This window comes from Leadbetterella sp. DM7 (genome assembly GCF_040829825.2).
In the GTDB taxonomy this organism is placed as follows: Bacteria; Bacteroidota; Bacteroidia; order Cytophagales; family Spirosomataceae; genus Leadbetterella.
On record NZ_JBFOLH020000004.1, the window covers coordinates 336,938 to 360,229 of the forward strand.

The window sequence follows — 23,292 nt, forward strand, 5'->3', positions numbered from 1 at the left end:
ACAACAGGTTTGTGAAGGATCACAAATCTGTTGTTCCGTTATAATCTGCAACTGGATAAAATTAGTCTTCTATTTTGGTTGCCTTTTCGATGTTTTCCTTCACATCTTTGGTGGCATCCTTAAATTCTTTGATTCCTTTGCCTAAGCCGCGGGCCAGTTCGGGAAGCTTTTTCGCTCCGAAAAACAACAGGATAACAAAAAGGATGACAAATATTTCAGAACCTCCCAGAGATCCTAAAAACAATAATGTTGCTAGCTCCATCTCACAAATTTTTTAATGTCCAACAAAATTAGTAACTTTTACGGTAAATAAAACCAAAAAATATAAAAAAGTGGTCTACCCTTCGGTAACCTCTGTTTTCTGGTTAAGCAGCCAGAGGTCAAATTTCTCTATTTCATCGGCTACACTGTTGTAAATGAAGGTCATAAGCGCAATGTCATCGGCAAAACCTATCACCGGGAGAATATCGGGAATGAGGTCTATCGGCGAAAGAAAATAAATCATGCCGGCCAGGATGATCACCACGTTTTTGCCTTCCACATTCCGGTAACTTCCATTGGCATAGTGCCTTAAGAGAAGACCCATCGACTTGACACTGTCTTTTATTTTACGGAACGGCGACTTGCCGCCTTCTGATTTCATTTTGGCAAAAACCGTACCCAGAAGTAAGATGATCCCTTTTGAGTTTTTGGATAAACGGCTGGCTTTAAGAAAAGAATTTTTAAAGAATACAGAACCGAGTATCGTTTTTAAGAAGCCTGTTTTTTTCATATTTTACCTAAGTGAATTTTTTTCCGGTCAGAGCACGCACCTTTCAAACATAAAAAACGAAAATCAAAGTTCAATATTGATAAGAAAATAAAAAAATAAAGATATTTTTGTATAGTATTGTTCAACTTAAAAATTTTTCAATAACATAATGAAAGTTACCATTATCGGAGCGGGAGCGGTTGGCGCAACAGCCGCTGATAACATAGCCCGGAAGGAAATTGCTTCTGAGGTTGTCATTCTTGACATCAAAGAAGGTTTTGCAGAAGGAAAAGCTATGGATCTCGCCCAGACGGCCTCTATAGAAGGCTTTGATACCCGTTTAACCGGGGTTACCGGCGATTATTCCAAAACGGCAAAATCAGATGTGATCGTGGTGACTTCGGGTATCCCGCGCAAGCCGGGCATGACCCGCGAGGAGCTGATCGGTACCAATGCCCAGATTGTAGGCGGCGTGGTACGGAATGCCCTGGAGGTTTCGCCCAAAGCGGTCATCATCATTGTTTCCAATCCTATGGATACCATGACCTACCTGACCTATAAGATTGCTGCTGAAATGGGGATTTCCAAGCGCAGGGTGATCGGTATGGGCGGAGCGCTCGACTCATCGCGTTTCCGTTACCGCCTGGGTGAAGCGCTTGGCGTAGCACAAAGTGACCTGCAGGGAATGGTGATCGGCGGCCACGGAGATACCACCATGATCCCGCTGACCCGTCTGGCTACCTGGAACAGCATCCCGGTAAGCCGGTTCCTGTCGGCTGAGCAGCTGAAAGAAGTTGCTGACAAAACCATGGTAGGCGGCGCTACGCTGACCGGCCTGCTGGGAACTTCAGCCTGGTATGCGCCGGGAGCGGCCATCGGGCAGGTGGTAGAGGCTATCCTGCGCGATGAAAAGAAAATTATTCCTTCCTGCGTTTACCTGAACGGAGAATACGGCCAGAAAGACATCTGTATGGGTGTGCCGGTGGTTATCGGCCGTAACGGCTGGGAGAGGATCGTAACGCTGCGTCTTTCTAACGAAGAAAAAGCGGCATTCGAGAAATCAGCAGCGGCCGTTCGGGCCATGAATGCAGCTTTATAAAATGTAAAAAACGCAGATCAGCCGGAAAAAGAAGCCGTTAAGCTTCTCCGGGCCCGATCTGCGTTTTTTTATTTTTCAGGTCCGGTAGTAACCTGTGTTTTCGGTATAAATCGTAACCGCCGCTCATCTGCGGTACCTTTGTTCTGGCTGAGAATAATTTCCGTATTTTCAGCTTTATCAATATTCCATATATCACCGGTGCCGTTGGTGAGCACATCCTGATCACCGAAAATAATGGTCTTCCCGGTCAGGAAAAAGTACAACTTCAGGTCTTCGTCCAGCCCGCTGCATTTTTTAGCGTTCTTCAGCCATCTGTAGATAGGGATCAGCTTATCTTCGCTTTCATCGCCTTTTGAGAAAATAACGCTGTCATCGCTGTAGCAATCTTCCATTTTAGTGACATCGACCCCTGAAAAGAAGTTCTCGGCAATCAGCCATTCTTTTTGTTTTCCGCCGGTAAACGTATCCATTGCCGACAGGCTCACCTCTTTTTTATCACAGGCAGAAGCCACCAATAGCAGAAAAGCAAAATACAGTACAGGTCTCATATTCACACGTTGTTAATTTATAGAACGAAAAAAACTCTGATTCTGGTAAATCAGAGTTTAAAAATTATGCCAAAGTTTGTTTTTTACTTTCCTAAAGCTTTCAACATGGTCTCACCGATCTCTGCCGGAGAGTCTACTACGTGAATGCCGCACTCGCGCATGATGGCCATTTTGGCGGCAGCAGTGTCATCAGCACCCCCGATGATAGCCCCGGCATGCCCCATTCTTCTTCCTTTGGGAGCGGTCTGGCCGGCAATAAAGCCTACCACCGGTTTTTTATTTCCGGTTTCCCTGATGTAGCGGGCGGCTTCTGCTTCCATGCCTCCGCCGATCTCACCGATCATGACAATACCTTCTGTTTCGGGGTCATTCATCAGCATTTCCACGGCCTGCTTGGTGGTGGTTCCGATGATGGGGTCACCGCCGATACCGATGGCCGTGGTCTGGCCCAGGCCTGCTTTGGTCAGCTGGTCTACGGCTTCGTAGGTCAGCGTACCCGACTTGGAAACCACACCGATGGTGCCTTTTTTGAAGATAAAGCCGGGCATGATCCCTACTTTAGCTTCTTCAGCGGTGATAATACCGGGACAGTTCGGCCCGATAAGCGTGGTGTTATAGGCAGAAATGAAAGATTTGGCTTTTACCATATCTTTTGTAGGAATACCTTCTGTGATACAAACAATTACTTTGATACCTGCCTGAGCGGCTTCCATAATGGCATCTGCAGCAAACCCGGGCGGTACAAAAATGATCGAAACATCTGCTCCGGTTTCTTTAACAGCTTCTTCAACAGTATTGAATACAGGTCGGTCCAGGTGAGTTTGTCCTCCTTTTCCCGGAGTAACGCCTCCCACCACATTTGTGCCGTACTCGATCATTTGGCCTGCATGAAATGTTCCTTCCGAGCCGGTGAAGCCCTGTACTATTACCTTCGAATTTTTGTTTACAAGAATACTCATTTTTTACTTGGTTTGACAGATGTCGGTTTTAGAAATTCCAAAGTTTATAAAATCGTCCAAATGTACCTCTCAAATTAGAAAAATACAAATTCTCATCCGGGAAATCAGAGACCGAAGGCTTCTTTTACCTTGTCTACGTAGTCAAGCTTCTCCCAGGTGAAAAGCTCTACTTCAAGCTCTGTACGCTGACCGGCATTTTCAAATACCTTCTTCACTGTTTTCGGTTCTCTTCCCATGTGGCCGTAAGCGGCGGTTTCGGAGTAGATGGGTGTACGCAGCTTCAGGCGTTGCTCAATGGCATAGGGGCGAAGGTCGAAGATCTTCTCCACCACACGTGCAATTTCGCCGTCGGTCAGGTTCACTTTTGAGGTACCGTAAGTGTTCACAAACAGGCCGCAGGGCTGTGCTACGCCAATGGCATAGGAAACCTGCACCAGCACTTCGTCACAAACGCCTGCCGCTACCAGGTTTTTGGCAATATGACGGGTGGCATAGGCCGCTGAACGGTCTACTTTTGAAGGGTCTTTCCCGGAGAAGGCACCTCCGCCGTGAGCTCCTTTGCCGCCATAGGTATCCACGATGATCTTCCGGCCGGTCAGGCCCGAGTCGCCGTGCGGTCCGCCGATCACAAATTTACCGGTAGGGTTAATGTGGTAGGTGATGTCATCGGTGAAAAGAGGCCGGAGTTCCGGCTTCAGACGGGCTTTTACCCGCGGGATAACAATATTGATCATGTCAGCCTTGATACGGGCCAGCATTTCTTCGTCTCCGGCAAAATCATCGTGCTGGGTAGAGATCACAATGGTGTCAATGCGCTGCGGACGGTTGTCGTCGGCATATTCAATGGTTACCTGCGACTTGGTGTCGGGGCGGAGATAGGTGATTTCCTTGTTCTCTCTTCTTACCGCGGCAATTTCCTGCAGTATTTTATGGGAAAGATCCAGCGCCAGCGGCATGTAATTTTCCGTCTCGCGGGTAGCATACCCGAACATCATTCCCTGGTCACCGGCACCCTGGGCATTGGCTCTGGCTTCGAAATCATCGTCCGACTTCCGGTCTACTCCCTGGTTGATGTCCTGCGACTGCTCATGGATAGCTGAAATAATACCGCACGAGTTGGCTTCAAACATATATTCAGCCTTGGTATAGCCGATTTTCCGGATCACATCGCGGGCAATCGACTGCACATCCAGGTAGGTGGAGGTGTTCACTTCACCCGCCAGCACCACCAGCCCGGTAGTTACCAGGGTTTCACAGGCTACTTTGGAATTCGGGTCGAAGGCCAGGAAATGATCGATCAGCGCATCGGATATCTGGTCAGCAACTTTGTCGGGATGCCCTTCGGAAACAGATTCCGAAGTAAATAAATATGCCATAGTTAAGATGTAATTTATGTCACGATTGCCTGCCACATACCCGCAGGAATACGAGGGAGCAAATTTGGTGATTTTTTTTGTTACTTGAAATAGTATTAGTTAATTAATCTTGTTAACTGTGTTATAATAGATGATTTATCTGCTATTTCTTTGTCTATTAGATAAAACAGCTATCAGCTGTCAGCCTTCAGCTGTTGGCCTTTATAGCTTCCGGAGAACTCTGTTTATGGGTATTTTATAAAACTGACAGCTTACACATTCACGTGTCTTTCCGAGTGGTAGGAAGAACGTACCAGCGGGCCCGATTCTACATACTTTATTCCTCTTTTAAGGCCTTCCACCCGGTATTCTTCAAACAGGTCGGGGTGAATAAATTCAATGACCTCGTGGTGCATTTTGGTAGGCTGGAGGTATTGTCCCAGCGTGAGAATGTCACAACCCACCCGGGCCAGGTCGTCCATGGCTTCAAATACTTCTTCCTTTTTCTCGCCAAAGCCCAGCATGATACCGGTTTTGGTACGTTTCCCGTATTCTTTGGTGCGCCTGATCTGCTCCAGGCTCCGGTCGTATTTGGCCTGGGGACGTATCTTGCGGTAGAAGCTTCGTACGGTTTCCATGTTGTGAGAAACCACTTCCTGGCCGGCCGAGATCATCCTGTACAGGGCATCCCAGTCGCTTTTGGTATCGGGAATCAGCGTTTCAATGGTGGTTTTCGGAGAGAGCGCTTTGGTTTTTACCACGGTCTGGTACCAGATCTCGGCTCCTTTGTCTTTCAGCTCGTCGCGGTTGACTGACGTGATTACCGCATGTTTCACGCCCATGGTATGAATGGCTTCCGCTACTCTTTCGGGCTCGGCGGTATCGTATTCGGTAGGGCGCCCGGTGGCTACGGCGCAGAAGTTACAGCTGCGGGTACATACGTTGCCGAGAATCATAAAAGTAGCTGTCCCTTCGCCCCAGCATTCGCCCATATTGGGGCAGTTTCCGCTCTGGCAGATGGTATGAAGCTTGTTATTATCGACTATTTCCCGAACCTTCCTGTAATTTTCTCCGATAGGTAATTTAACACGTAGCCAGTCAGGTCTTTTTTTCCTTTCAATCAATTCCATTGCCAGCGTCTTTCTTCTTGACGATCGATTTATTTCCAAAATACAAAGTTAGGTAAACACTGACAAAGGTCTGCGGATTATCGGAGAAAGTTGAAGCCAGTATTTCAGGTTTTTTAAAAAACGACTCCACCGTGGTGCCGATCTCCAGCCCGGTGACATTGTCGTTAAAGGTGTTAATGTCAATGTTGGCTGCAATTTTGGCGTGCAGGCCGGGCGTAAATTTCATTCCGCGGAAACCGTTTTTAAGTATGCCGCCCACGCCCACGATATTTCCTTTGATATTGGGATCAAACTGCACAAAGGCGTTATTGTCTTCGTACCTGACGTAGTAAGGTTTCAGGAAGCCCAGGCTGGGACCTGCTGCAAAGATCAGGCTTAGCCCGATGTTACTATCGCGTGTTTTTTGAAAAACGGCATATTCCCGGCCGTATTCCGGTCGTACCGAGAAGAGGTAATTGCGTTTCCCTATGGTAAACTTGGGCCCGAAACCTGTAAACCGGCTGTATTCCCTCGGGTTTTTCAGGTTAACGGCTTCTATGGCCAGGTACCGGTAAACGGTTTTGTTTTTTCGTACCGAAACGGGGGTGGAGCTCCTGACCACCACGCCGCCGATGAGGCTGGTGAAATTACTGGTGGTGGCACCGAAAGCGAGGGTTTTGGTATCTATGCTTTCTTCCTCCTCTTTTTGCGCAAAAGACGGCCAGGCCAGCGTGATGATCCATAAGGAAGTAAGTATTTTTTTTAACATTTTAGCACCCGATGAATAAGTAAAAATAGATTTTTATCGCTTAAAGTACTAACGATCCGGAAGAATAATTTGTTCTAATGCACATCCTGTTTTAATTTTGGTCACGAATCCATTTTACCATTACCTCATGTATCACAACAAAACGGGGGTTGAACGAGAGATTGTAACCGTGGCCTGCTGATACAATGCATTCAACCGAAGCGGCTGCTATTATTAAAGGGGAACTACGATTTTAAGAGCTTTATTATTCCCGAGCTTTTGTTTGTTGAACAGGTTCCTATGCTTAAAGATCAGGATATTGCCTGCGCCCACAATGGGCGCTATCCACAGGAAATCTTTGTTTTTGTGGGGCGGGTTATTGTACAGCCCCCAGTCAAGCAGGGCCATGGGAACAAACGGGCCCATGCTGAGTAAGCCGGTCTTCAGCACACCCCCCCGTTTGTATTTGTACACCGAGCTGACCTCATCGGACCGAAAGCTCAGCTGCTCCATTCTCCGGGCCGACCCGTCGTATTTGTAAATGGTAAACGTGCTGTCTTCAATGAAGGCCAGGTCTTCTTCAAAATACCGTCCGTCGCGGGTTTTGAACCGGAAAACATCTCCCTCAAAATAGCGCCACCTTTTCCCGTTCCGGTAATTGGCCACGACCATGAAAGGGGTTTTGGTGGTGATGGCCTTGTACGATTTGGGGTCGTTTTTACGGAGTAGCTCGTCAACGCCCAGCGCGGTTCTTTTGTGGGGCTCCTTTCCCAGGTTCAGGTCTTCGGTGTTTTGCGCGAAGCAGCCGGGCGCACGAAAAAAGCAGCTGACGGCAATAAGGACAAGTATTTTTTTCATGGCTGTTTTACCTCACTGATGGATACACCGCCGGATATAGCCATTTTCATTAACTCTGTGCTGGGTACGTTCAGGATCTCCACATTCTCACGGGATACAATAAACGTCTGGCCTGAAATGGCGTACCCGTGCGGGCAGTAGACCGACACCATGTCAGGCAGGTTGAATATGTCCAGGTTTTCCTGGGTCAGAAATCCCATTTTCTTTACTACAGGATGATAGTTTATAGTAACCAGCACACCGGTGGTGAACTTTTTCTTTTCTCCTAAGAACGCAGAAATAAGATCTTTAGTGGCTGAATAGAAAATTTTTACAATCGGCAGGTTGGTGAGCTTTTCTTCCAGCCAGTTCTGGATAGTGAAAGGCAGGATACGGGTGAACAGCAGGCCGATAAAGGCTGTACCGCCCACCACGATGAGGAAGCCGAGCCCCGGGATAAAGAATTTTTTATTGGGATCAGACCAGCTCTCAAACTGTATTCTTCCGAGGCTGTCTACGAAATCAAAAGCCGAGAAAAGAATGAGAACGGTGATGCCCACCGGGGCTATAAAAACAAGCCCGCGCAGAAAATAAGAGGCAAGCCTGTTGAATAAATATCGTACTGTATTTCCCATAGCGCAAAACCGGGGTGGAGAAGTGTTATTTCAGGTCCAAAATTAAGGTTTTATTTTGAGACCGCGTTATCCGGCTTCCTGAATAAGTTTATGACCGCGGCAAACTTCGGGCGGAAAAGATTTTGAGAAATTGCGGGGTGAGGTAAATTTGCGGTCAGTAAACAGCGCAAAATAAAAATGAACCTGGATCTGAGAAACCTGACGGCCCTGGTATGTGGCAGTACAGCCGGAATCGGAAAAGCCATTGCCACAGAGCTGGCCCTTTTGGGTGCCAACTGTATATTGATGGCCCGAAACGAGGAAAAACTGAAAGCTGCCGTGGCAGAGCTGGCCCGGCAGGGAGAGCAGCAGCACAGCTACCGGGTGGCCGATTTCAGCGATGTCGCCCGGGTGAAGGCGGCGGCAGAAAGCATAGAAGGGCCTGTGCATATCCTGATTAACAATACCGGCGGACCCCGTGGAGGAGCGCTTCTGGATGCCGATGACGCGCAGTTCCTGGAGGCGTTCAGCCAGCATGTGATCTGTAACCAGCTGCTTGCCCGGATTTTTACCGGAGGCATGAAAGCAGCCGGCTACGGACGGATCGTGAATGTGATCTCCACTTCGGTCAAAATCCCCCTGAAAGGACTGGGCGTGAGCAATACCATCCGCGGCGCTACGGCATCATGGGCCAAAACGCTGTCGAATGAGCTGGCCCCTTTCGGTATAACGGTGAATAACGTGCTGCCCGGCTTTACGGAGACGGACCGGCTCGAAAGCCTGATCGCCGGTAATGCGGCGGCGAAAAATAGCACCCCCGAAGAAGTGGCGGCCGGCATGCGGTCTGAGGTGCCTTTGGGGAGGTTCGGCCGGCCGGAAGAGATAGCCGCACTGGCCGCATTTCTTTGTACCCCGGCGGCTTCCTACATCACCGGGGCGAGCATCCGGGCCGACGGCGGAAGAACAGGAAGTATTTGACGGCTGCCCTGTACAGATTGAATGAATATTCTACTGTTTTGCTATTTAACAAAATAGTAATACTGCTTTTTATAGGAATTGTCAAAAAAAATATTCAATTTGTCATGATTTTAAGAATTTTGCCCTGTACCCGGTAAAAGATGTAGTGATAATGAGCAAAGAGCTTTACTCTTGAAAAAGCAAAATAAAAGAAAGAATTAATTGGTTAATGAAAGGAAAAGCATGGTCATTACGACTATGCTTTTTTTCGTACCGGGGAATGACGAATATCATAAACCGGTACCCGGAAATGATGTATCTTTCCGAAAAGTTTAAGTGCGATGAAAGTAATATTAGTAGCTACAGATTATTCGAAAGAGGCGGAAAACGCAGTAGAATATGCCGCTGCAGCCGCCCGGATGGTGGGTGCGAGGGTGGTTTTGTTTCACCTGTATAAATTATCTGTACATGCCATGAATTCGCGGCTGGGTCCGGGTTCATTTGACGAGCTGTATAAGGCCAGCCGGAAAAAGCTTGAAGACCGCGCCGCGGAAATTGCTGCGCGCTACGGCATTCACGCAGAGGCCGACTGGCATAAAGACGATTTTTATACCGAGCTGAAACAGAGCATAGCCTATTTTAATGCGGATATCCTGGTGCTGGGAATGGCTGAAAAGTCGCTGGAGCAGGATATGCTGGGAAATACTACCACTTCGGTGATTAACCGTTTGCGGTTCCCGGTGCTGGCTATCCCGTCCGGGGTAAAGTTTGAAGGGATCCGGACTATCCTCTTTGCTGCCGATATCCTGCGGGGAGTACACCTGAGCGTGTTGCAGAAAGTGAAGGAGGTGGCGGCCGGTTTCGGTGCAGAGCAGGTGGAGATTTTTCATGTCAGCGACAAGGTGAAGGAAATAGAAAAAGCAGGTATCCGTACCAGTACGGAAAATGCGTTTGGCGAAGGCGTAGAAGGAGTGCGCTATTTTTATAAAAATGTGGAATCGAATGCCGTTATCCGGGAAATCCAGAAAGAGCTGGCAGAGATCAAAGCCGATATGCTGATCATGGTGCCTAACCGCTATGGCTTCTGGGGCTCGCTGATCCACCGGAGCAAGACCCGGATCATGGCATCGGGGAGTCAAGTGCCTTTGTTATCCTTACCCCTGTAGCCTGAAGATGGTTGTTTTTGAAAACGAGGAAGTATACATCATCTGTAAACCTCCGGGGATGTCGGCACAGGAAGACCTTACAGACGGCGATGCTGTGCCCGCACGGTTTCCGGGAACCCATTGCATCACCCGCCTCGACAAGCGGGTAAGCGGGCTGATGATCCTGGCCAAAGAGGCCGCTGCCGCCCGGAAATGGAGCCGGTACCTGCAGGAAGGGGCGATCCGGAAAGTGTATCATTGCGTAGTGGCCCGCCGCCCGGAAGCCGACAGCGGCGAGCTTGTTCACTGGATACGCAAGGAGGCCAAAGCCCGTGTTTTTAACCGGGAGGAGAAAGGAAGCAAGCCGGCGGTGCTTCATTACCGTGTGCTCTGCTCGTCAGAACGTTATCACCTGCTCGAGATACAGATCGCTACAGGCCGGTTCCACCAGATCAGGGCTCAGCTGGCGGCCATTGGCAGCCCGATAGTGGGCGATCTGCGGTACGGGTATAAGCGCAGCTCACCCGACGGCAGTATTTTTTTGTGCTGCACGCAGGTGTCTGTACAGGATATTTCGGTGGAAATCCCGTTGCCGGGAGAATGGGAGCGGTATGGGGTGCTACAAAAGCTGTCCTAAAATTTCGGGGTTCGTAATTTTTTTTGTTGGTTTGCAGCATTATTCAATCAAACGAGATCATGCGCAAGTTTAAAATTTTCCTGTTTATCATCTTCCTGGTTTTCCTGGGGGTGCTTTGGTTTGTGAGTACCGGTTATTATTCTTCCGGCGACCGGGCAGGTACGATCTCCAAATTCAGTGAGCGCGGGTATATATTTAAAACGTATGAAGGCCAGCTGATGGAAGGCGGTTACTCAGGAGAAACCGGCTCGCTTTCGCCCCGTTACTGGGATTTTTCCACCAAAGAGGACTCCGTTGTGGCAAAGCTGCGCCAGGCGCTGTCTACCGGTGAGCGCGTAACGCTCATTTACCAGGAGAAATTTGTGAAATTTCCGTGGAACGGTGACACCAAATACATTGTGACCGATGTGCAGTTCCTGCCTAAAATAGAGCGGATCGAACCCCGGCATCTTCTGCCTGCGCCCCAGGAAACCACTACCGACAGCCTGCCGGCTGATTCGACCGAAATGATTTAATGGCCGGCGACCGGTTTTTCCGGCCGTAACCGGTCGCGAAGGAGAGAAATGCTGATCGTGTCCTCCGGACTTACGTCCGGGAGTTAAGGGTGTTACATTCCTGCTAAACTATCTACCCGGAACTAATCACCCGGAACTCGCAACTATTGTACCCGGAACTACCAACTTTTTCCGTAGCTTTGCATAAACCGAATATTTCCGAATGAACAGAGGGCATAGCTTAAGCCGGCTTTCGCATGAAAAGTTTGATATATGTATCATAGGTGCCGGCGCCAGCGGGGCCGGTGTGGCCCTGGATGCCGCTTTGAGAGGGTATAAAGTAGCCCTGATCGACGGCGGGGATTTCTGCGGACAAACCTCTTCCAAATCTACCAAGCTGATCCACGGCGGGGTAAGATACCTGGAACAGGCCTTCAAAAACTTTGATTTCGGACAGCTGAAGCAGGTAAAGCACGGACTTCGCGAGAGAAAGTACCTCTACTCCAACGCCCGTTATATCACCAAAAAACTGGGCATTATTACGCCCGTTTTCAGCGCTTTTGAAGGGTTCTATTACTTTATAGGCCTTAAACTGTATGGTTTCTTTGCGTTAAAAGACCATTTTCCGTCGGCCCGGTGGCTGACCCGCAAGGAAATGCTCACCGAAAGCCCCCATATTACGGCAAAGGCTCATAGCGGTGTGCTGTATTACGATGGACAGCTCGACGATGCCCGCTACGTGATGGCCCTGGTAAAAACGGCTTACCGCGAAGGGGCTGCCGCGGCCAATTATTGCCGCCTGACCGGCTTTGAAAAAGAGGCTGGCGGGAAGCTGTCTGCGGCCCGGGTAGAAGACGTACTGAGCGGGGAAACCTTTACCCTGCAAAGCACGCTCTTCATTAATTGTACCGGTCCCTTTTCAGATACCATACGGCTGATGGCCAACCCGGCAGAAGAGCGGCGGATTGCACCTTCCAAGGGGGTGCACGTGATGCTTCCGGGAAAGTATTTTGAAGGTGACAAAGCCATGCTGATCCCGAAGACCTCTGACGGGCGTTTGATTTTTGTAATCCCGTTCCGGGGGAAAGTGATGATCGGCACTACAGATACCCCTTATAAAGGCGGAAACGAAGAACCCCGGCTTGAAAAAGAGGAGGCTGCTTACCTCCTGGAAACCGCCCGGCCCTACCTGAAAGATGTGCCGGGGATGCATGAGGTGAAAGCCGGCTTCGGCGGTGTGCGCCCCCTGCTGCTGGCCCGGCGGAGAAGTGAAGAAAACACCAAATCGCTGCTGCGTGACCATGAAGTGGAAGTGGACGAAGAAAGCGGACTGGTCAGCCTTTTGGGTGGCAAATGGACCACCTACCGCCTGATGGCCCAGGATACTATGGATGCCGTGGATACCCTCTTCGGTAAAAAGAATATATGCCGTACGCACGATTACAAGCTGGTGGGAAATGACGAAGAAATCAGCCAGCCGGCCGATCAGGAAGACCTGTTGTGGCAACGCCTGCTGAGCTATTACGGTTGCCTGGCTCCTGAAGTGCTGGCCATTGATGGCCGGAAAGAAGAAAGATTGCACCCTGCCCAGCCCTACCTGGCGGCAGAAGTGATTTTTGCCTGCCGGCACGAAATGGCACAAACCGTTCGTGATTTTATGGCCCGGAGGGTTCGCTGGGAGATCCTTGACTGGCAGTCATGCTTCGAGTCGGTAGAAAAAGTAGGGGAGATCATGGCAGCGGAGCTGGGATGGAGTGTGGAGAGAAAGGAGAGGGAGATAAGAGAATATGGGGAGATGTTACAGCAATGGATGATCGTTCCGGGTAATTAGTTCCGCAGGAACTTAATAACCTCAGTTCCTGTACGCCAGTCCGGAGAACGCGGCAAGGCAACCACCCCGCAAGAATACCCCGTCAGAAAAATGGGTAATAACAGGAAGAAATGTTTTTGAATATACATAAGCTTGACGGGCAGGGCAAAGTATTGCTGACCGACAGCCGGTTTCTTTCGGATCCGGAAAAAAGTGTGTTCTTTGCCATCAAAGGCACCCGGCACGACGGGCACCGGTTCATTGAAGATTTGTTTGCGGCAGGCTTACGGGAGTTTGTGGTAGAAGAAAATACGCTTACTGCCGGGCTGAAGGCATTCCTGGAGAAGCCGGAGGTTCGGGCTTATCCCGTGCGCAGCAGTATCCTGGCCTTACAGGACCTGGCGGCCCGTAAAAGAGAAAAATACAGTTACCCGGTGGTAGGAATTACGGGAAGTAACGGCAAGACCATTGTAAAAGAATGGCTGAGCTCGCTGCTGGAAAAAGACTTTGATGTGGTCAAAAGTCCACGCAGCTACAACTCGCAGATCGGCGTGGCCTTATCGGTCTGGGAAATGTCTTCCAAAAATGACCTGGGTATTTTTGAGGCGGGGATCTCGCAGCCCGGTGAAATGCAGGCGCTGGAGAGGATGATCCGGCCCACATTGGGTATTTTTACCAATATCGGGTCTTCACACAGTGAAGGATTCCGGGATAACCGGGAGAAGGTCCGGGAGAAGCTCCTGCTTTTTCAAAGGGCGGAGGCCCTGGTCTATTGCCGAGACTACATGGAAATAGAAGAAGAGATCAGAAACTTTCTGCTGCCGTTGAACCCGGGTATCCGGCTTATGGGATGGTCGGCTTCGGCTATTTGCCGGGAGGGTGATAAGCTTTGTTTTGAAATTTCTTCAGAAGGGGTAACAGAAACATTTATTCTGCCGTTTTCAGACAACGCCTCGGTTGAAAATGCCGTTCACTGCGCCTGTGCCGGGAGGTACCTGTTAAGGCATAGAGGAACAGAAAGATTTCGGGAACGCTTTCGCTTCCTGAAGCCGGTAGAGATGCGGCTGGAGCTGAAAGAAGGGCGCGAAGGCAATTACGTGATAGACGATACGTACAACAACGACCTGGGCGGACTGAAAATGGCGTTGAACTTCATGAGCCAGACGCATACCAAGCGCGACAAGGTGCTGATCCTGAGCGATATGTTTCAGTCGGGCTTATCAGAACAGGAGCTCATGGCAGAAATGCTGAACCTGATTCGCCCGCAGAAGATCAAAACCTTTATCGGTATCGGGGAGAATCTTGCGTCTTTCCCGGTGAAATTACCCGGAACCGGGGTGAAATGTTTCAAAACCACCGGGGAGTTTCTTAAAAGCGGGATTTTGGAGAGTTTCCGGAACTCGCTCATCCTGGTGAAAGGAGCCCGGTCTTTTTCGTTTGAGCATATCGTGGAAAAGCTGGTGAAACGGATTCACGGTACCGTACTGGAAATTAACCTCGATGCCATTACGCACAACCTGAATGTTTACCGGGGCAAAATCGGGCCTCAGACCCGGCTGATGGTGATGGTAAAGGCGTTTGCCTATGGCAGTGGCAATGAAGTGGCGGCCTGGCTGCAATACCACCGGGTAGATTACCTCACCGTGGCATACCCGGATGAAGGAGTAGCGCTCAGGCAAAACGGGATTACCCTGCCCATCATGGTCATGAATGCCGATCCTAACAGCTATTCCACCTTGTTTGAGCACCGTCTCGAGCCGGAGATTTACAGCTTTCGTGTGCTGGAAGCCTACCTGAAAGCCAAAAAGCTCTGGCGACCGGAAGAGGTCACCCGGGTGCACCTGAAAATTGATACGGGTATGCATCGACTGGGTTTTATGGAGAACGAAACGGGGAGGTTAGTGGAAATACTAAAGGAAAATCCTGCCGTGGAGGTGGCCACTATCTTCAGCCACCTGGTGGGAGCAGACGCTGAAGAGCACAATGCGTTTTCACGCGGGCAAATTGCTTGTTTTGAACGGGTATCTGCCCGCATAATTTCAGAAACAGGTTGTACACCGCTCCGTCATATCTGCAATACCGCCGGAATTACCCGGTTTCCGGAGGCCCGGTACGATATGGTACGGCTGGGGATCGGGCTATACGGAGTGGAATCATCGGGCCTGGAAACCGGTGTTCTCGAACCGGTAGCTACCCTTAAAACAACCATTTCGCAAATCAAGCAGCTCCCTGCAGGAGAAACCGTGGGATACAGCCGCAGCGGCGTGCTGGAGCGCAACTCCCGCATTGCTACCATTGCCATTGGCTATGCCGATGGCTATGACCGGCGCTTCAGCAAGGGCAATGCCGTGGTAAATGTTAACGGAACCCTGTGTAAAACCGTAGGCAACATATGCATGGATATGACCATGATCGACGTGACCGATGCCGTATGCGAAGAAGGTGACGAGGTGATTGTTTTTGGCGGAAAACCCGGCATTGCCGAACTGGCAGCGAAGATAGGCACTATTCCGTATGAGCTGTTGACGGGGGTATCAGAACGCGTGAAACGGGTATTTTATCACGCATAATATCAGGATAGATTCTGAAGGTCGTCAAGATCTTTTGGTCTGCCTGATTCTCTCTTTGCTTCCAAAAACCTGCCAACAAGAATATAGCGTACATGGTTGTTGTTTAAGGCAGAGATGAATTCTCTGAAGTCTTCATTGAAAATATTGCCCATATAGCTAATGGTTACACCGGGCACAAAATTTTGTTTTGTCCATTGGCGGCGGGCTTAGAAAAGGATGGTTATAAGCAATACTATTTAAATAAGCAGAAATCTGAAGTCGTTCCTGCCAGGATAATTTACGGTAATATTGAGAATGGTCAGTTGCTTCCTTTGCAGTTTGAGCCTTAAAGACATTCCTGTTTAATCTAAAAGTATTCATATTACAAAGTTAGAGCAAGTTTAAAATATTTGACTAATACTTTACTATTTCCCGTCAAGTCATCCGGTAAAATAAGATAGAAGCAAATGTACTACCTCAGCCTGAAAGAATCCAGGTTGCTGCTGATTCTGTTAAGATAGGCTTCGAATTGCGGGGTTTCTGCTGTAAAGGTAATAATGTACATTTTACTGTCTTTGATGTGGTAGTATTGTTTCCAGGTCTGGTGAAACCCGCTTTTAAGGCCTTTGTAAATGATATATTCGCTGTTGCCGGAAAGCTTTTTCCTTTCCAGGAGCTCAAAGTTTTCAATCACAGAGGGGAGATACCCGATAGAAAAGGCGGTATATTTTTCTACTGGGTAGTTTTTGGAAGGAGCATCTGCTACGGTGATGTTGATATTTTCCAGGAAAGTGTCAGAAGGGCTGTCCTGCGGGGCCAGAAAGGAGCAGTCGGTTTCCGTACAGTTATCTTTTACTTTCCATCCGTCCGGGATGTCCAGGGTGTAGGAGAAATTGCGGAGGGAATCAGCAGGGAGGGCGTGGGCTCTGAAAACAACGAAGCAAAACAGCAACAGTAATTTTTTCATAACGGTTATTTGTCAAAATAATGCCCCATAGCGGAAATATGCTTAATTTATCTCTACAATTTTCCCGAAATCGTCCCAGAAGCTGGGATAGGATTTGGCCACCACTCCGGGTTCTTTGATAACGATGTCTCTTAACATGGCTACGGGGGCAAAGGCCATGGCCATGCGGTGATCGTCATAGGTGTCGATCACCGGCATTTCAGCGGGGTTGAAGAAATGCGTGACCTTGTATTTATGGTTGGGCTCAATTTCTATAAGCTCAGCTCCTATTTTCTTCAGCTCGTTCTGCAGGGCCAGCACACGGTCGGTTTCTTTGATCTTCAGGCTTTCTATGCCGGTGAGCTCCCCTTCCATTTTCAGGCCGGCCAGCACTACGGCTACGGTTTGGGTGAGATCGGGACAGTTGGAGAAATCCCAGCGGAAAGTATGGGCCGGAGAGATCTTTTCCAGTAAGACACCGTCTTCGGTAAAGGTACTTTTTACGCCCAGTTGAGCCATAATGTCTGTGATGGCGCTGTCGCCCTGCAGGGAATTCTGCTTCAGGCCCAGCAATTCAATCCTGGAGCCGGGATGCCCGGCCAACGCTACTACCGAATACCAGTAGGAAGCTCCTGACCAGTCGGATTCAATTTTATAGGTAACGGGTTGGTACGCCTGGGGCTCTACCCGCAGCTTTTTGTTTTCCCAGTCGGCCGAGACCTGCACGCCGGAGGCTTCCATCTGCCGGATGGTCATGGTGATATAGGGTACAGAGCCCACTTCGCCCAGCAACTCAATCTCCAGCCCTTTTTCCAGCCGGGGGGCAATCATAAGAAGGGCGGAAATGTACTGGCTGCTTACATCACCGCGGATGCTGATCTTACAGGTTTTCTGGGGACCGAAGCCGTTGATCTTCAATGGAGGGTACCCTTCCCTGTCCAGGTATTCAATATCGGCGCCCAGCTCTTTCAGGGCTTCTGCCAGCAGGCCGAGGGGCCTTTCGCACATCCGGGCGGTTCCGGTCATAATACGGGGCTGGTTGGTCACTGAAAAATAGGCTGTCAGGAAACGCATGGTTGTACCGGCATCCAGCACATCAGCAACAGGGCCTTCTGATTCCAGCAAACGGATCATCGTTTGGGTATCGCGGGCAGTGGAAAGGTTTTGTAAATCGCTTTTAAAGCCGGTCAGCGCATGAATGATCAAAGCCCGGTTACTTTCACTTTTCGAAGATGCAAGGGCTATTCGTTCGTTAAATTCTCCTGACGGTTTCCTGATATGATACTGACTCAAAGCAAATACGTTTTGTTGAAGAGCAAAGATAAAGTTATTTTTTAGTGGAAATTACAGCGGGTGTTTTTATTTGATTTTTTGCACCTGCACAGCATGTTATATGGTATTTTTCTAAGTTTTGGTTTAACCGTTTACCGCTTGTCCGGTTTCGAAACCTATCTTCTTTTGAAAGCATACGTTTATCCGAAAGTTGTTGCCCAAACCGGTATATATAATATTTTTGTCATAAGAAAAACGAATTCTAACACTTAAATTTATATATATTATGTATCCTGTACTTGCTATTGTGTTTTTGGTGGTGGTTCTGATTATGATGGGGGTGAAGGTGGTACCCCAGCAGACCGCATTTATTGCAGAGCGCCTGGGGAAGTTCAACGGTGTGCTCCAACCCGGCATTAACTTTATTATCCCGTTTTTTGACCGGATTGCGTACAAGCACAGCCTGAAAGAAAAGGCATACGATATTCACGAGCAGATCTGTATCACCAAAGATAACGTTCAGGTGCGGGTCGACGGGGTGATCTTCCTGCAGGTGATTGATCCGAAACAGGCGTCGTACGGTATTAACGACTTTGTGTTTGCGGTAACCCAGCTGGCCCAGACCACCATGCGGAGTGAGATCGGTAAAATTGATCTCGATAAAACCTTCGTGGAACGGATGGTCATTAACCACGCCGTGGTGGCGGCTATTGACGAGGCGGCCATTGGCTGGGGTGTGAAAGTATTGCGTTACGAGATCAAGAACATTACGCCTCCGGCTACCGTGCTGCAGGCCATGGAAAAGCAGATGCAGGCAGAGCGGGAAAGGCGTTCAGTGATCCTGGAATCAGAAGGTAAGAAACAATTTGCCATCAATGTAGCTGAAGGAGAGAAGGCCCGGCTGGTGCTGGAATCGGAAGCCCAGAAGCTGCAGCAGATCAACCAGGCAGAAGGTGAGGCATCGGCTATCCGTTCGGTGGCTGAAGCTAAGGCAGAGTCTATCCGCCTGATTGCAGAAGCGCTCCAGGAAAAAGGCGGGATGGAAGCCCTGCAGCTGCGGGTGGCGGAAGATTACATTGAGCAGTTCGGTAAACTGGCTAAAACGAACAATACTATTATCCTGCCGTCTAATCTGGCCGATATGTCAGGCGTTATAGCTACAGCAATGAGTGTTATTAAACAAGAAAAATCGAAGTAAATATGGAACCCATCAGCATCTGGATAGTTATCGGAGTGGCCCTCCTGATTGCCGAAATCCTTTCGGTATCGTTTTACTCCATCTTTTTTGGAATGGGGGCATTGATTACCGCGCTTTTTATTTACCTGGGTTTTGCCGACGACCTGACGACCCAGCTACTGATTTTCGGGGTGGCGTCATTGGGAAGCCTGCTGATCTTCCGGCAGCGGCTGCTGGAAGTATTCAATAAGAACGCAAAAGAATTTAAGGAGATCGTAGACGACTTTGCCCGGGTATCGGCCCCCATTCCGCCGCACGGCGAAGGGAAAGTCTTTTATCGCGGCGCCGACTGGATCGCCTATTCTGACGCCGAACAGAGCATTGAAAAGAATGCCCGGGTGAAGATCAGGAAGATCGACGGGATCAAGCTGATCGTAGATCCCGCCTGAGAAACGCATCGGGCAGAAAGAAGCTGTTCCGGCAAATACATCAACTGACGTGTTGACAGGACCTGTAGCAGGTTCGTCACTACGGTGTCGGATGTATTTGCCGGAGCAGCTTCGCTGTTTTAATACCGCATAACCACCAACAACTGCTTCTTTGCAGTCGCATAGCTGCCTGCACCTGATTTTTATTTTATTTGCAACAATGTTGCAATAATAAATGTTAATTATATTTGCATCATTGTTGCAAGTAAATGGGCATTTTAAAAAATAGGATATGAAACGAACAGGCAAATTACCGGTAACCGTATTAAGCGGTTTCCTGGGGGCAGGGAAAACTACCCTGCTCAATCATATTTTACACAATAAGGAGGGGCTAAAAGTAGCGGTCATCGTTAACGACATGAGCGAAGTGAACGTAGATGCCCGCCTGGTGGAAAGCCAGGATACTCTCTCACGTACAGAAGAAAGACTGGTGGAAATGAGTAACGGCTGTATCTGCTGCACCTTGCGTGAAGACCTGATGACCGAAGTGGAAAAGCTGGCAAAAGAGCAGAAATTCGACTACCTCCTGATCGAGAGTACGGGCATCAGTGAGCCCGTGCCCGTAGCGCAGACGTTTTCGTATGTGGATGAGCAGAGCGGTATCGACCTGTCGCGCTTCAGCTACATCGATACCATGGTTACCGTGGTAGACTGCTATAATTTCTTCAATGATTTCGGAACTAACGAGCTTTTGCAGGACCGTCGCCTCACCGACATGGAAGGCGACCACCGCACCATCGTTAACCTGCTGACCGACCAGATCGAGTTTGCCAATGTGATTATCCTGAACAAGGCCGACCTGGTAGATGCCCATACATTGGGTTTGCTGAAGGCTTCCCTGAAAAAGCTGAACCCCGGCGCCCGGATCATCCCCGCAGTTTTCGGGAAGGTACCGCCCGGTGAAATGCTGAATACCGGGCTTTTTGACTTTGAGGAGGCGCAATATTCGGCCGGCTGGCAAAAAGAGCTGGAAGCAGAGAGCCACACACCCGAAACCGAAGAGTACGGGATAAGCTCATTTGTATTCCGTGACCGCAGGCCTTTTCACCCGGAGCGTTTCTGGAAATACCTCAATGAAGAATACCCCGAAGGTGTTATACGGGCAAAAGGTCTTTTCTGGCTGGCTTCCCGGCCGGATGATGCGCTTAATTTTTCACAGGCCGGCGGCTCGTCGCGACTGGAACCGGCCGGTGTATGGTGGTGCAGCATGCCGTACGGAGAGCGGGTACAGTATGCCGCTTTTGTGCATAACCGGGAGATAATTGAAAGCCGGTGGAGCAGGCAGTGGGGCGACCGTATGAACGAGCTGGTGTTTATCGGGCAGGATATGGACAAAGAAAAAATGATCAGCGATCTGCATGGATGCCTGCTGAATGAAGCGGAAACGGATGCTTTTGAGCGGGGAGAAACTTTTATAGATTTTTTTGAAAATATATTTGTTAGATAAATCTAACTTTTATATTTTTGTGAATCAATAATAAAAATAGACATATGAAATATATTTTGACATTCCTGATTATCCTGACCGGAGGTGCAGTTGTTCTGGGCCAGACCGGCAGCTTGACCGGCAGGGTGGCGGCAGGAGGTAAGCCGCTGGAATCTGCCACTGTTACCGTGAAAGAGAAAAACCTGGGAACCATAACAGATGAAGAAGGCCGGTTTTTGCTGGCTGAGGTGCCCCTTGGCAAGCAGACCATTGAAGTGAGCCTGATAGGATACGGACGAGAGATCGTAACCGTGGAGGTGAAGCCGGGGGCAAACGTGGTGAACGATATAGAATTGAAGCCAATAGATCATTCGCTGGAGGAGGTAGTGATCAGCGGAACGATGAAGGAGGTTTCCCGGCTGGAAAGTCCTGTGCCGGTAGAAGTTTTTACGGCGCGATTCTTTAAATCGAACCCAACGCCTTCGGTATTTGACGCTCTGCAGATCGTCAACGGTGTACGGCCACAGGTAAATTGCAACGTATGCAATACCGGTGATATCCACATTAACGGGCTGGAGGGGCCGTATACCATGATACTGATTGACGGAATGCCCATTGTAAGTGGCTTGTCTACCGTGTACGGGCTCAGCGGCATTCCACAGGCGCTGATTGAGCGAATGGAAGTAGTGAAAGGCCCTGCTTCCACGCTTTACGGCAGTGAAGCGGTAGGAGGCCTGATCAACATTATTACCAAAACGCCTCTGAAAGCACCCCGGTTTTCGGCCGATGCTTTTGCCACTACCTGGGGAGAGGTCAGCACAGACCTGGCGGGGAAGTTTACATTGGGGGAAAAGACCCGCTCTCTTTTGGGGGTGAATTATTTCAATTACCAGAATCCGCTGGATAAGAACCACGATAATTTCACCGACCTTACCCTGCAGAACAGGATATCGGTTTTTAATAAATGGGATTTTCAGCAGAGGCATGGCCGGGCGCTGTCGGTAGCAGGCAGATACATGTATGAGGACCGCTGGGGCGGCGAAATGAACTGGAACCGCTCGTACCGGGGCGGTGATGAGGTATACGGAGAAAGCATCTATACCCGCCGCTGGGAGACATTCGGCAATTACAGGCTGTCTTCCCGGTTCAATTTCATGTTCAGCGCTAACTGGCATGACCAGAACAGCGTGTACGGCAGCACACCTTACCTGGCCAGCCAGGATATCTATTTCGGGCAGCTGACCTGGAGCCGGCAATACAGGGCACATGACCTGCTGGCCGGCCTGGCTTATCGTTATACGTATTACGACGACAACACCCCGGCCACCTGGGCTGACGGGAGAAACCAGGCCAGCCACACCCATTTGCCGGGTATGTTTCTCCAGGATGAGATCAGGCTGAGCTCCCGCCACACCGTTATGCTGGGTACCCGTTACGACTACAACTCGGTACACGGAAATATTTTCTCCCCCCGTATCAACTACAAATGGAGCTCTGCCGACCGCTCTACCGTATTCCGGCTGGGCGGAGGCAACGGTTTCCGGGTAGCCAATGTGTTTACAGAAGACCACGCTGCGCTCACCGGGGCCCGTGAAGTAGTATTCCTGGAAGACCTGAAGCCTGAAACGTCGTGGAATGTAAATGCCAACCTGGTGAAAAAATATTACCTGAAGAGGGGTACCTTCCTGAACCTGGATGCCACCGCATTTTATACCTGGTTTAACAATAAGATCATCCCGGATTACGACACCGATCCCAATAAGATCATTTACGCCAACCTGGACGGTTACGCCGTATCCAAAGGGATATCGCTGAATGCAGACGCCGCTTTTGCCTGTGGCCTGAAGGTTTTACTGGGCGGCACGCTGATGGATGTATACAATACGGAGGAAGGAACGAAAAAAAGACAGATGTTTGCCGAGCGTTTTACCGCAACCTGGAGTGTAGGGTATACGTTCTCCCGCCAGAAGATCACGCTGGATTATACCGGAAATCTCTACGGGCCGATGCGTCTGCCGCTCCTGGGTGACCTGGACCCCCGGCCGGAGTACTCGCCCGTGTGGAGCATTCAGAATATACAGGTCACCAAAAGCTTTAACGACAAATGGGAGATCTACGGGGGCGTTAAAAACCTACTGAACCAGACACCGGCCAGACATGCGCCCTTCCTGATTGCCCGTGCCAATGATCCTTTTGACAAGCAGGTGATTTTTGACGGCAACGGATTTCCCGTACCCAACGAAAGCAACCCGTACGGTTTAACCTTTGACCCGTCATACGTCTATGCATCCAACCAGGGGATCCGGGGATTCCTGGGGGTGAGGTTTACGGTGAAGTGATTACAGCCGGAAGCTCGTCTTTCTATGAAGAG

22 protein-coding genes are annotated in these 23,292 nt (G+C 49.6%); 11 read left to right on the forward strand and 11 right to left on the reverse strand.

What is annotated here, in order from left to right; all coding sequences use genetic code 11:
• Positions 1-61: 61 nt before the first annotated feature.
• Entirely contained in the window at positions 62-262 is a 201-nt protein-coding gene (locus tag AB2U10_RS07025; protein ID WP_367913641.1) for a Sec-independent protein translocase subunit TatA/TatB, read from the reverse strand.
• A 75-nt stretch (positions 263-337) separates the two neighbouring features.
• Positions 338-772, reverse strand: coding sequence for a YkvA family protein (locus tag AB2U10_RS07030; RefSeq protein ID WP_493820339.1), 435 nt, complete (start codon positions 770-772; stop codon positions 338-340).
• 148 nt (positions 773-920) lie between these two features.
• On the opposite strand from AB2U10_RS07030, the gene AB2U10_RS07035 reads away from it, so the two are divergent.
• On the forward strand, positions 921-1,850 hold the full coding sequence (locus tag AB2U10_RS07035; RefSeq protein ID WP_367913642.1) for a malate dehydrogenase: 930 nt from the start codon (positions 921-923) through the stop codon (positions 1,848-1,850).
• Between the two features lie 68 nt (positions 1,851-1,918).
• Here the strand turns inward: AB2U10_RS07035 and AB2U10_RS07040 are convergent, their stop codons facing one another.
• The 7 genes from AB2U10_RS07040 to AB2U10_RS07070 form a co-directional block, all read right to left on the reverse strand.
• A complete protein-coding gene (locus AB2U10_RS07040; RefSeq protein ID WP_367913643.1) occupies positions 1,919-2,398 on the reverse strand; it encodes a hypothetical protein in 480 nt (159 codons plus the stop codon).
• An 83-nt stretch (positions 2,399-2,481) separates the two neighbouring features.
• Positions 2,482-3,357: a succinate--CoA ligase subunit alpha gene (gene sucD, locus AB2U10_RS07045; protein ID WP_367913644.1), complete on the reverse strand. Its 876-nt coding sequence runs from the start codon at positions 3,355-3,357 to the stop codon at positions 2,482-2,484.
• A 104-nt stretch (positions 3,358-3,461) separates the two neighbouring features.
• Complete coding sequence (gene metK, locus AB2U10_RS07050; RefSeq protein ID WP_367913645.1) at positions 3,462-4,733, reverse strand: methionine adenosyltransferase; 1,272 nt, start codon at positions 4,731-4,733, stop codon at positions 3,462-3,464.
• Between the two features lie 251 nt (positions 4,734-4,984).
• Positions 4,985-5,842: a lipoyl synthase gene (gene lipA, locus AB2U10_RS07055; RefSeq protein ID WP_367913646.1), complete on the reverse strand. Its 858-nt coding sequence runs from the start codon at positions 5,840-5,842 to the stop codon at positions 4,985-4,987.
• Entirely contained in the window at positions 5,829-6,590 is a 762-nt protein-coding gene (locus AB2U10_RS07060; RefSeq protein WP_367913647.1) for a hypothetical protein, read from the reverse strand. The genes lipA and AB2U10_RS07060 overlap by 14 nt, the downstream gene beginning before the upstream one ends.
• 213 nt (positions 6,591-6,803) lie before the next feature.
• Positions 6,804-7,427, reverse strand: coding sequence for a hypothetical protein (locus AB2U10_RS07065; RefSeq protein WP_367913648.1), 624 nt, complete (start codon positions 7,425-7,427; stop codon positions 6,804-6,806).
• Positions 7,424-8,041 carry a DUF502 domain-containing protein gene (locus AB2U10_RS07070; protein ID WP_367913649.1) on the reverse strand — a complete coding sequence of 206 codons (618 nt, stop codon included), beginning with the start codon at positions 8,039-8,041 and terminating at the stop codon, positions 7,424-7,426. The genes AB2U10_RS07065 and AB2U10_RS07070 overlap by 4 nt, the downstream gene beginning before the upstream one ends.
• A gap of 177 nt (positions 8,042-8,218) precedes the next feature.
• Here AB2U10_RS07070 and AB2U10_RS07075 point away from each other — a divergent pair, with 177 nt between their 5' ends.
• From AB2U10_RS07075 to AB2U10_RS07100, 6 genes are all read left to right on the forward strand, one after another.
• Entirely contained in the window at positions 8,219-8,998 is a 780-nt protein-coding gene (locus AB2U10_RS07075) for an SDR family oxidoreductase (RefSeq protein ID WP_367913650.1), read from the forward strand.
• A 320-nt stretch (positions 8,999-9,318) separates the two neighbouring features.
• The gene (locus AB2U10_RS07080; RefSeq protein ID WP_367913651.1) at positions 9,319-10,143 is read left to right on the forward strand and encodes a universal stress protein; all 825 of its coding nucleotides are present in this window, start codon (positions 9,319-9,321) and stop codon (positions 10,141-10,143) included.
• A 7-nt stretch (positions 10,144-10,150) separates the two neighbouring features.
• The gene (locus AB2U10_RS07085; protein ID WP_367913652.1) at positions 10,151-10,759 is read left to right on the forward strand and encodes an RluA family pseudouridine synthase; all 609 of its coding nucleotides are present in this window, start codon (positions 10,151-10,153) and stop codon (positions 10,757-10,759) included.
• A gap of 59 nt (positions 10,760-10,818) precedes the next feature.
• Positions 10,819-11,274: a DUF8785 domain-containing protein gene (locus AB2U10_RS07090; protein ID WP_367913653.1), complete on the forward strand. Its 456-nt coding sequence runs from the start codon at positions 10,819-10,821 to the stop codon at positions 11,272-11,274.
• A 202-nt stretch (positions 11,275-11,476) separates the two neighbouring features.
• On the forward strand, positions 11,477-13,084 hold the full coding sequence (locus AB2U10_RS07095) for a glycerol-3-phosphate dehydrogenase/oxidase (protein ID WP_367913654.1): 1,608 nt from the start codon (positions 11,477-11,479) through the stop codon (positions 13,082-13,084).
• 110 nt (positions 13,085-13,194) lie between these two features.
• Positions 13,195-15,633, forward strand: coding sequence for a bifunctional UDP-N-acetylmuramoyl-tripeptide:D-alanyl-D-alanine ligase/alanine racemase (locus AB2U10_RS07100; protein ID WP_367913655.1), 2,439 nt, complete (start codon positions 13,195-13,197; stop codon positions 15,631-15,633).
• 451 nt (positions 15,634-16,084) lie between these two features.
• On the opposite strand, the gene AB2U10_RS07105 is transcribed toward AB2U10_RS07100, so the two are convergent.
• Both AB2U10_RS07105 and AB2U10_RS07110 read right to left on the reverse strand, forming a co-directional pair.
• Positions 16,085-16,579 (reverse strand): hypothetical protein, encoded by a 495-nt coding sequence (locus AB2U10_RS07105; protein ID WP_367913656.1) that lies wholly within the window; start codon positions 16,577-16,579, stop codon positions 16,085-16,087.
• 42 nt (positions 16,580-16,621) lie between these two features.
• Positions 16,622-17,851 (reverse strand): 3-phosphoshikimate 1-carboxyvinyltransferase, encoded by a 1,230-nt coding sequence (locus AB2U10_RS07110; RefSeq protein ID WP_367913657.1) that lies wholly within the window; start codon positions 17,849-17,851, stop codon positions 16,622-16,624.
• Positions 17,852-18,116: 265 nt separating this feature from the next.
• Here AB2U10_RS07110 and AB2U10_RS07115 point away from each other — a divergent pair, with 265 nt between their 5' ends.
• The 4 genes from AB2U10_RS07115 (at position 18,117) to AB2U10_RS07130 (ending at position 23,260) form a co-directional block, all read left to right on the forward strand.
• Positions 18,117-19,028 carry an SPFH domain-containing protein gene (locus AB2U10_RS07115; RefSeq protein ID WP_367913658.1) on the forward strand — a complete coding sequence of 304 codons (912 nt, stop codon included), beginning with the start codon at positions 18,117-18,119 and terminating at the stop codon, positions 19,026-19,028.
• Positions 19,029-19,030: 2 nt separating this feature from the next.
• Positions 19,031-19,456 (forward strand): NfeD family protein, encoded by a 426-nt coding sequence (locus AB2U10_RS07120; protein WP_367913659.1) that lies wholly within the window; start codon positions 19,031-19,033, stop codon positions 19,454-19,456.
• A 271-nt stretch (positions 19,457-19,727) separates the two neighbouring features.
• Positions 19,728-20,942 carry a GTP-binding protein gene (locus tag AB2U10_RS07125; RefSeq protein ID WP_367913660.1) on the forward strand — a complete coding sequence of 405 codons (1,215 nt, stop codon included), beginning with the start codon at positions 19,728-19,730 and terminating at the stop codon, positions 20,940-20,942.
• Positions 20,943-20,986: 44 nt separating this feature from the next.
• Positions 20,987-23,260 (forward strand): TonB-dependent receptor, encoded by a 2,274-nt coding sequence (locus tag AB2U10_RS07130; protein WP_367913661.1) that lies wholly within the window; start codon positions 20,987-20,989, stop codon positions 23,258-23,260.
• The last annotated feature ends 32 nt before the right edge of the window (positions 23,261-23,292 follow it).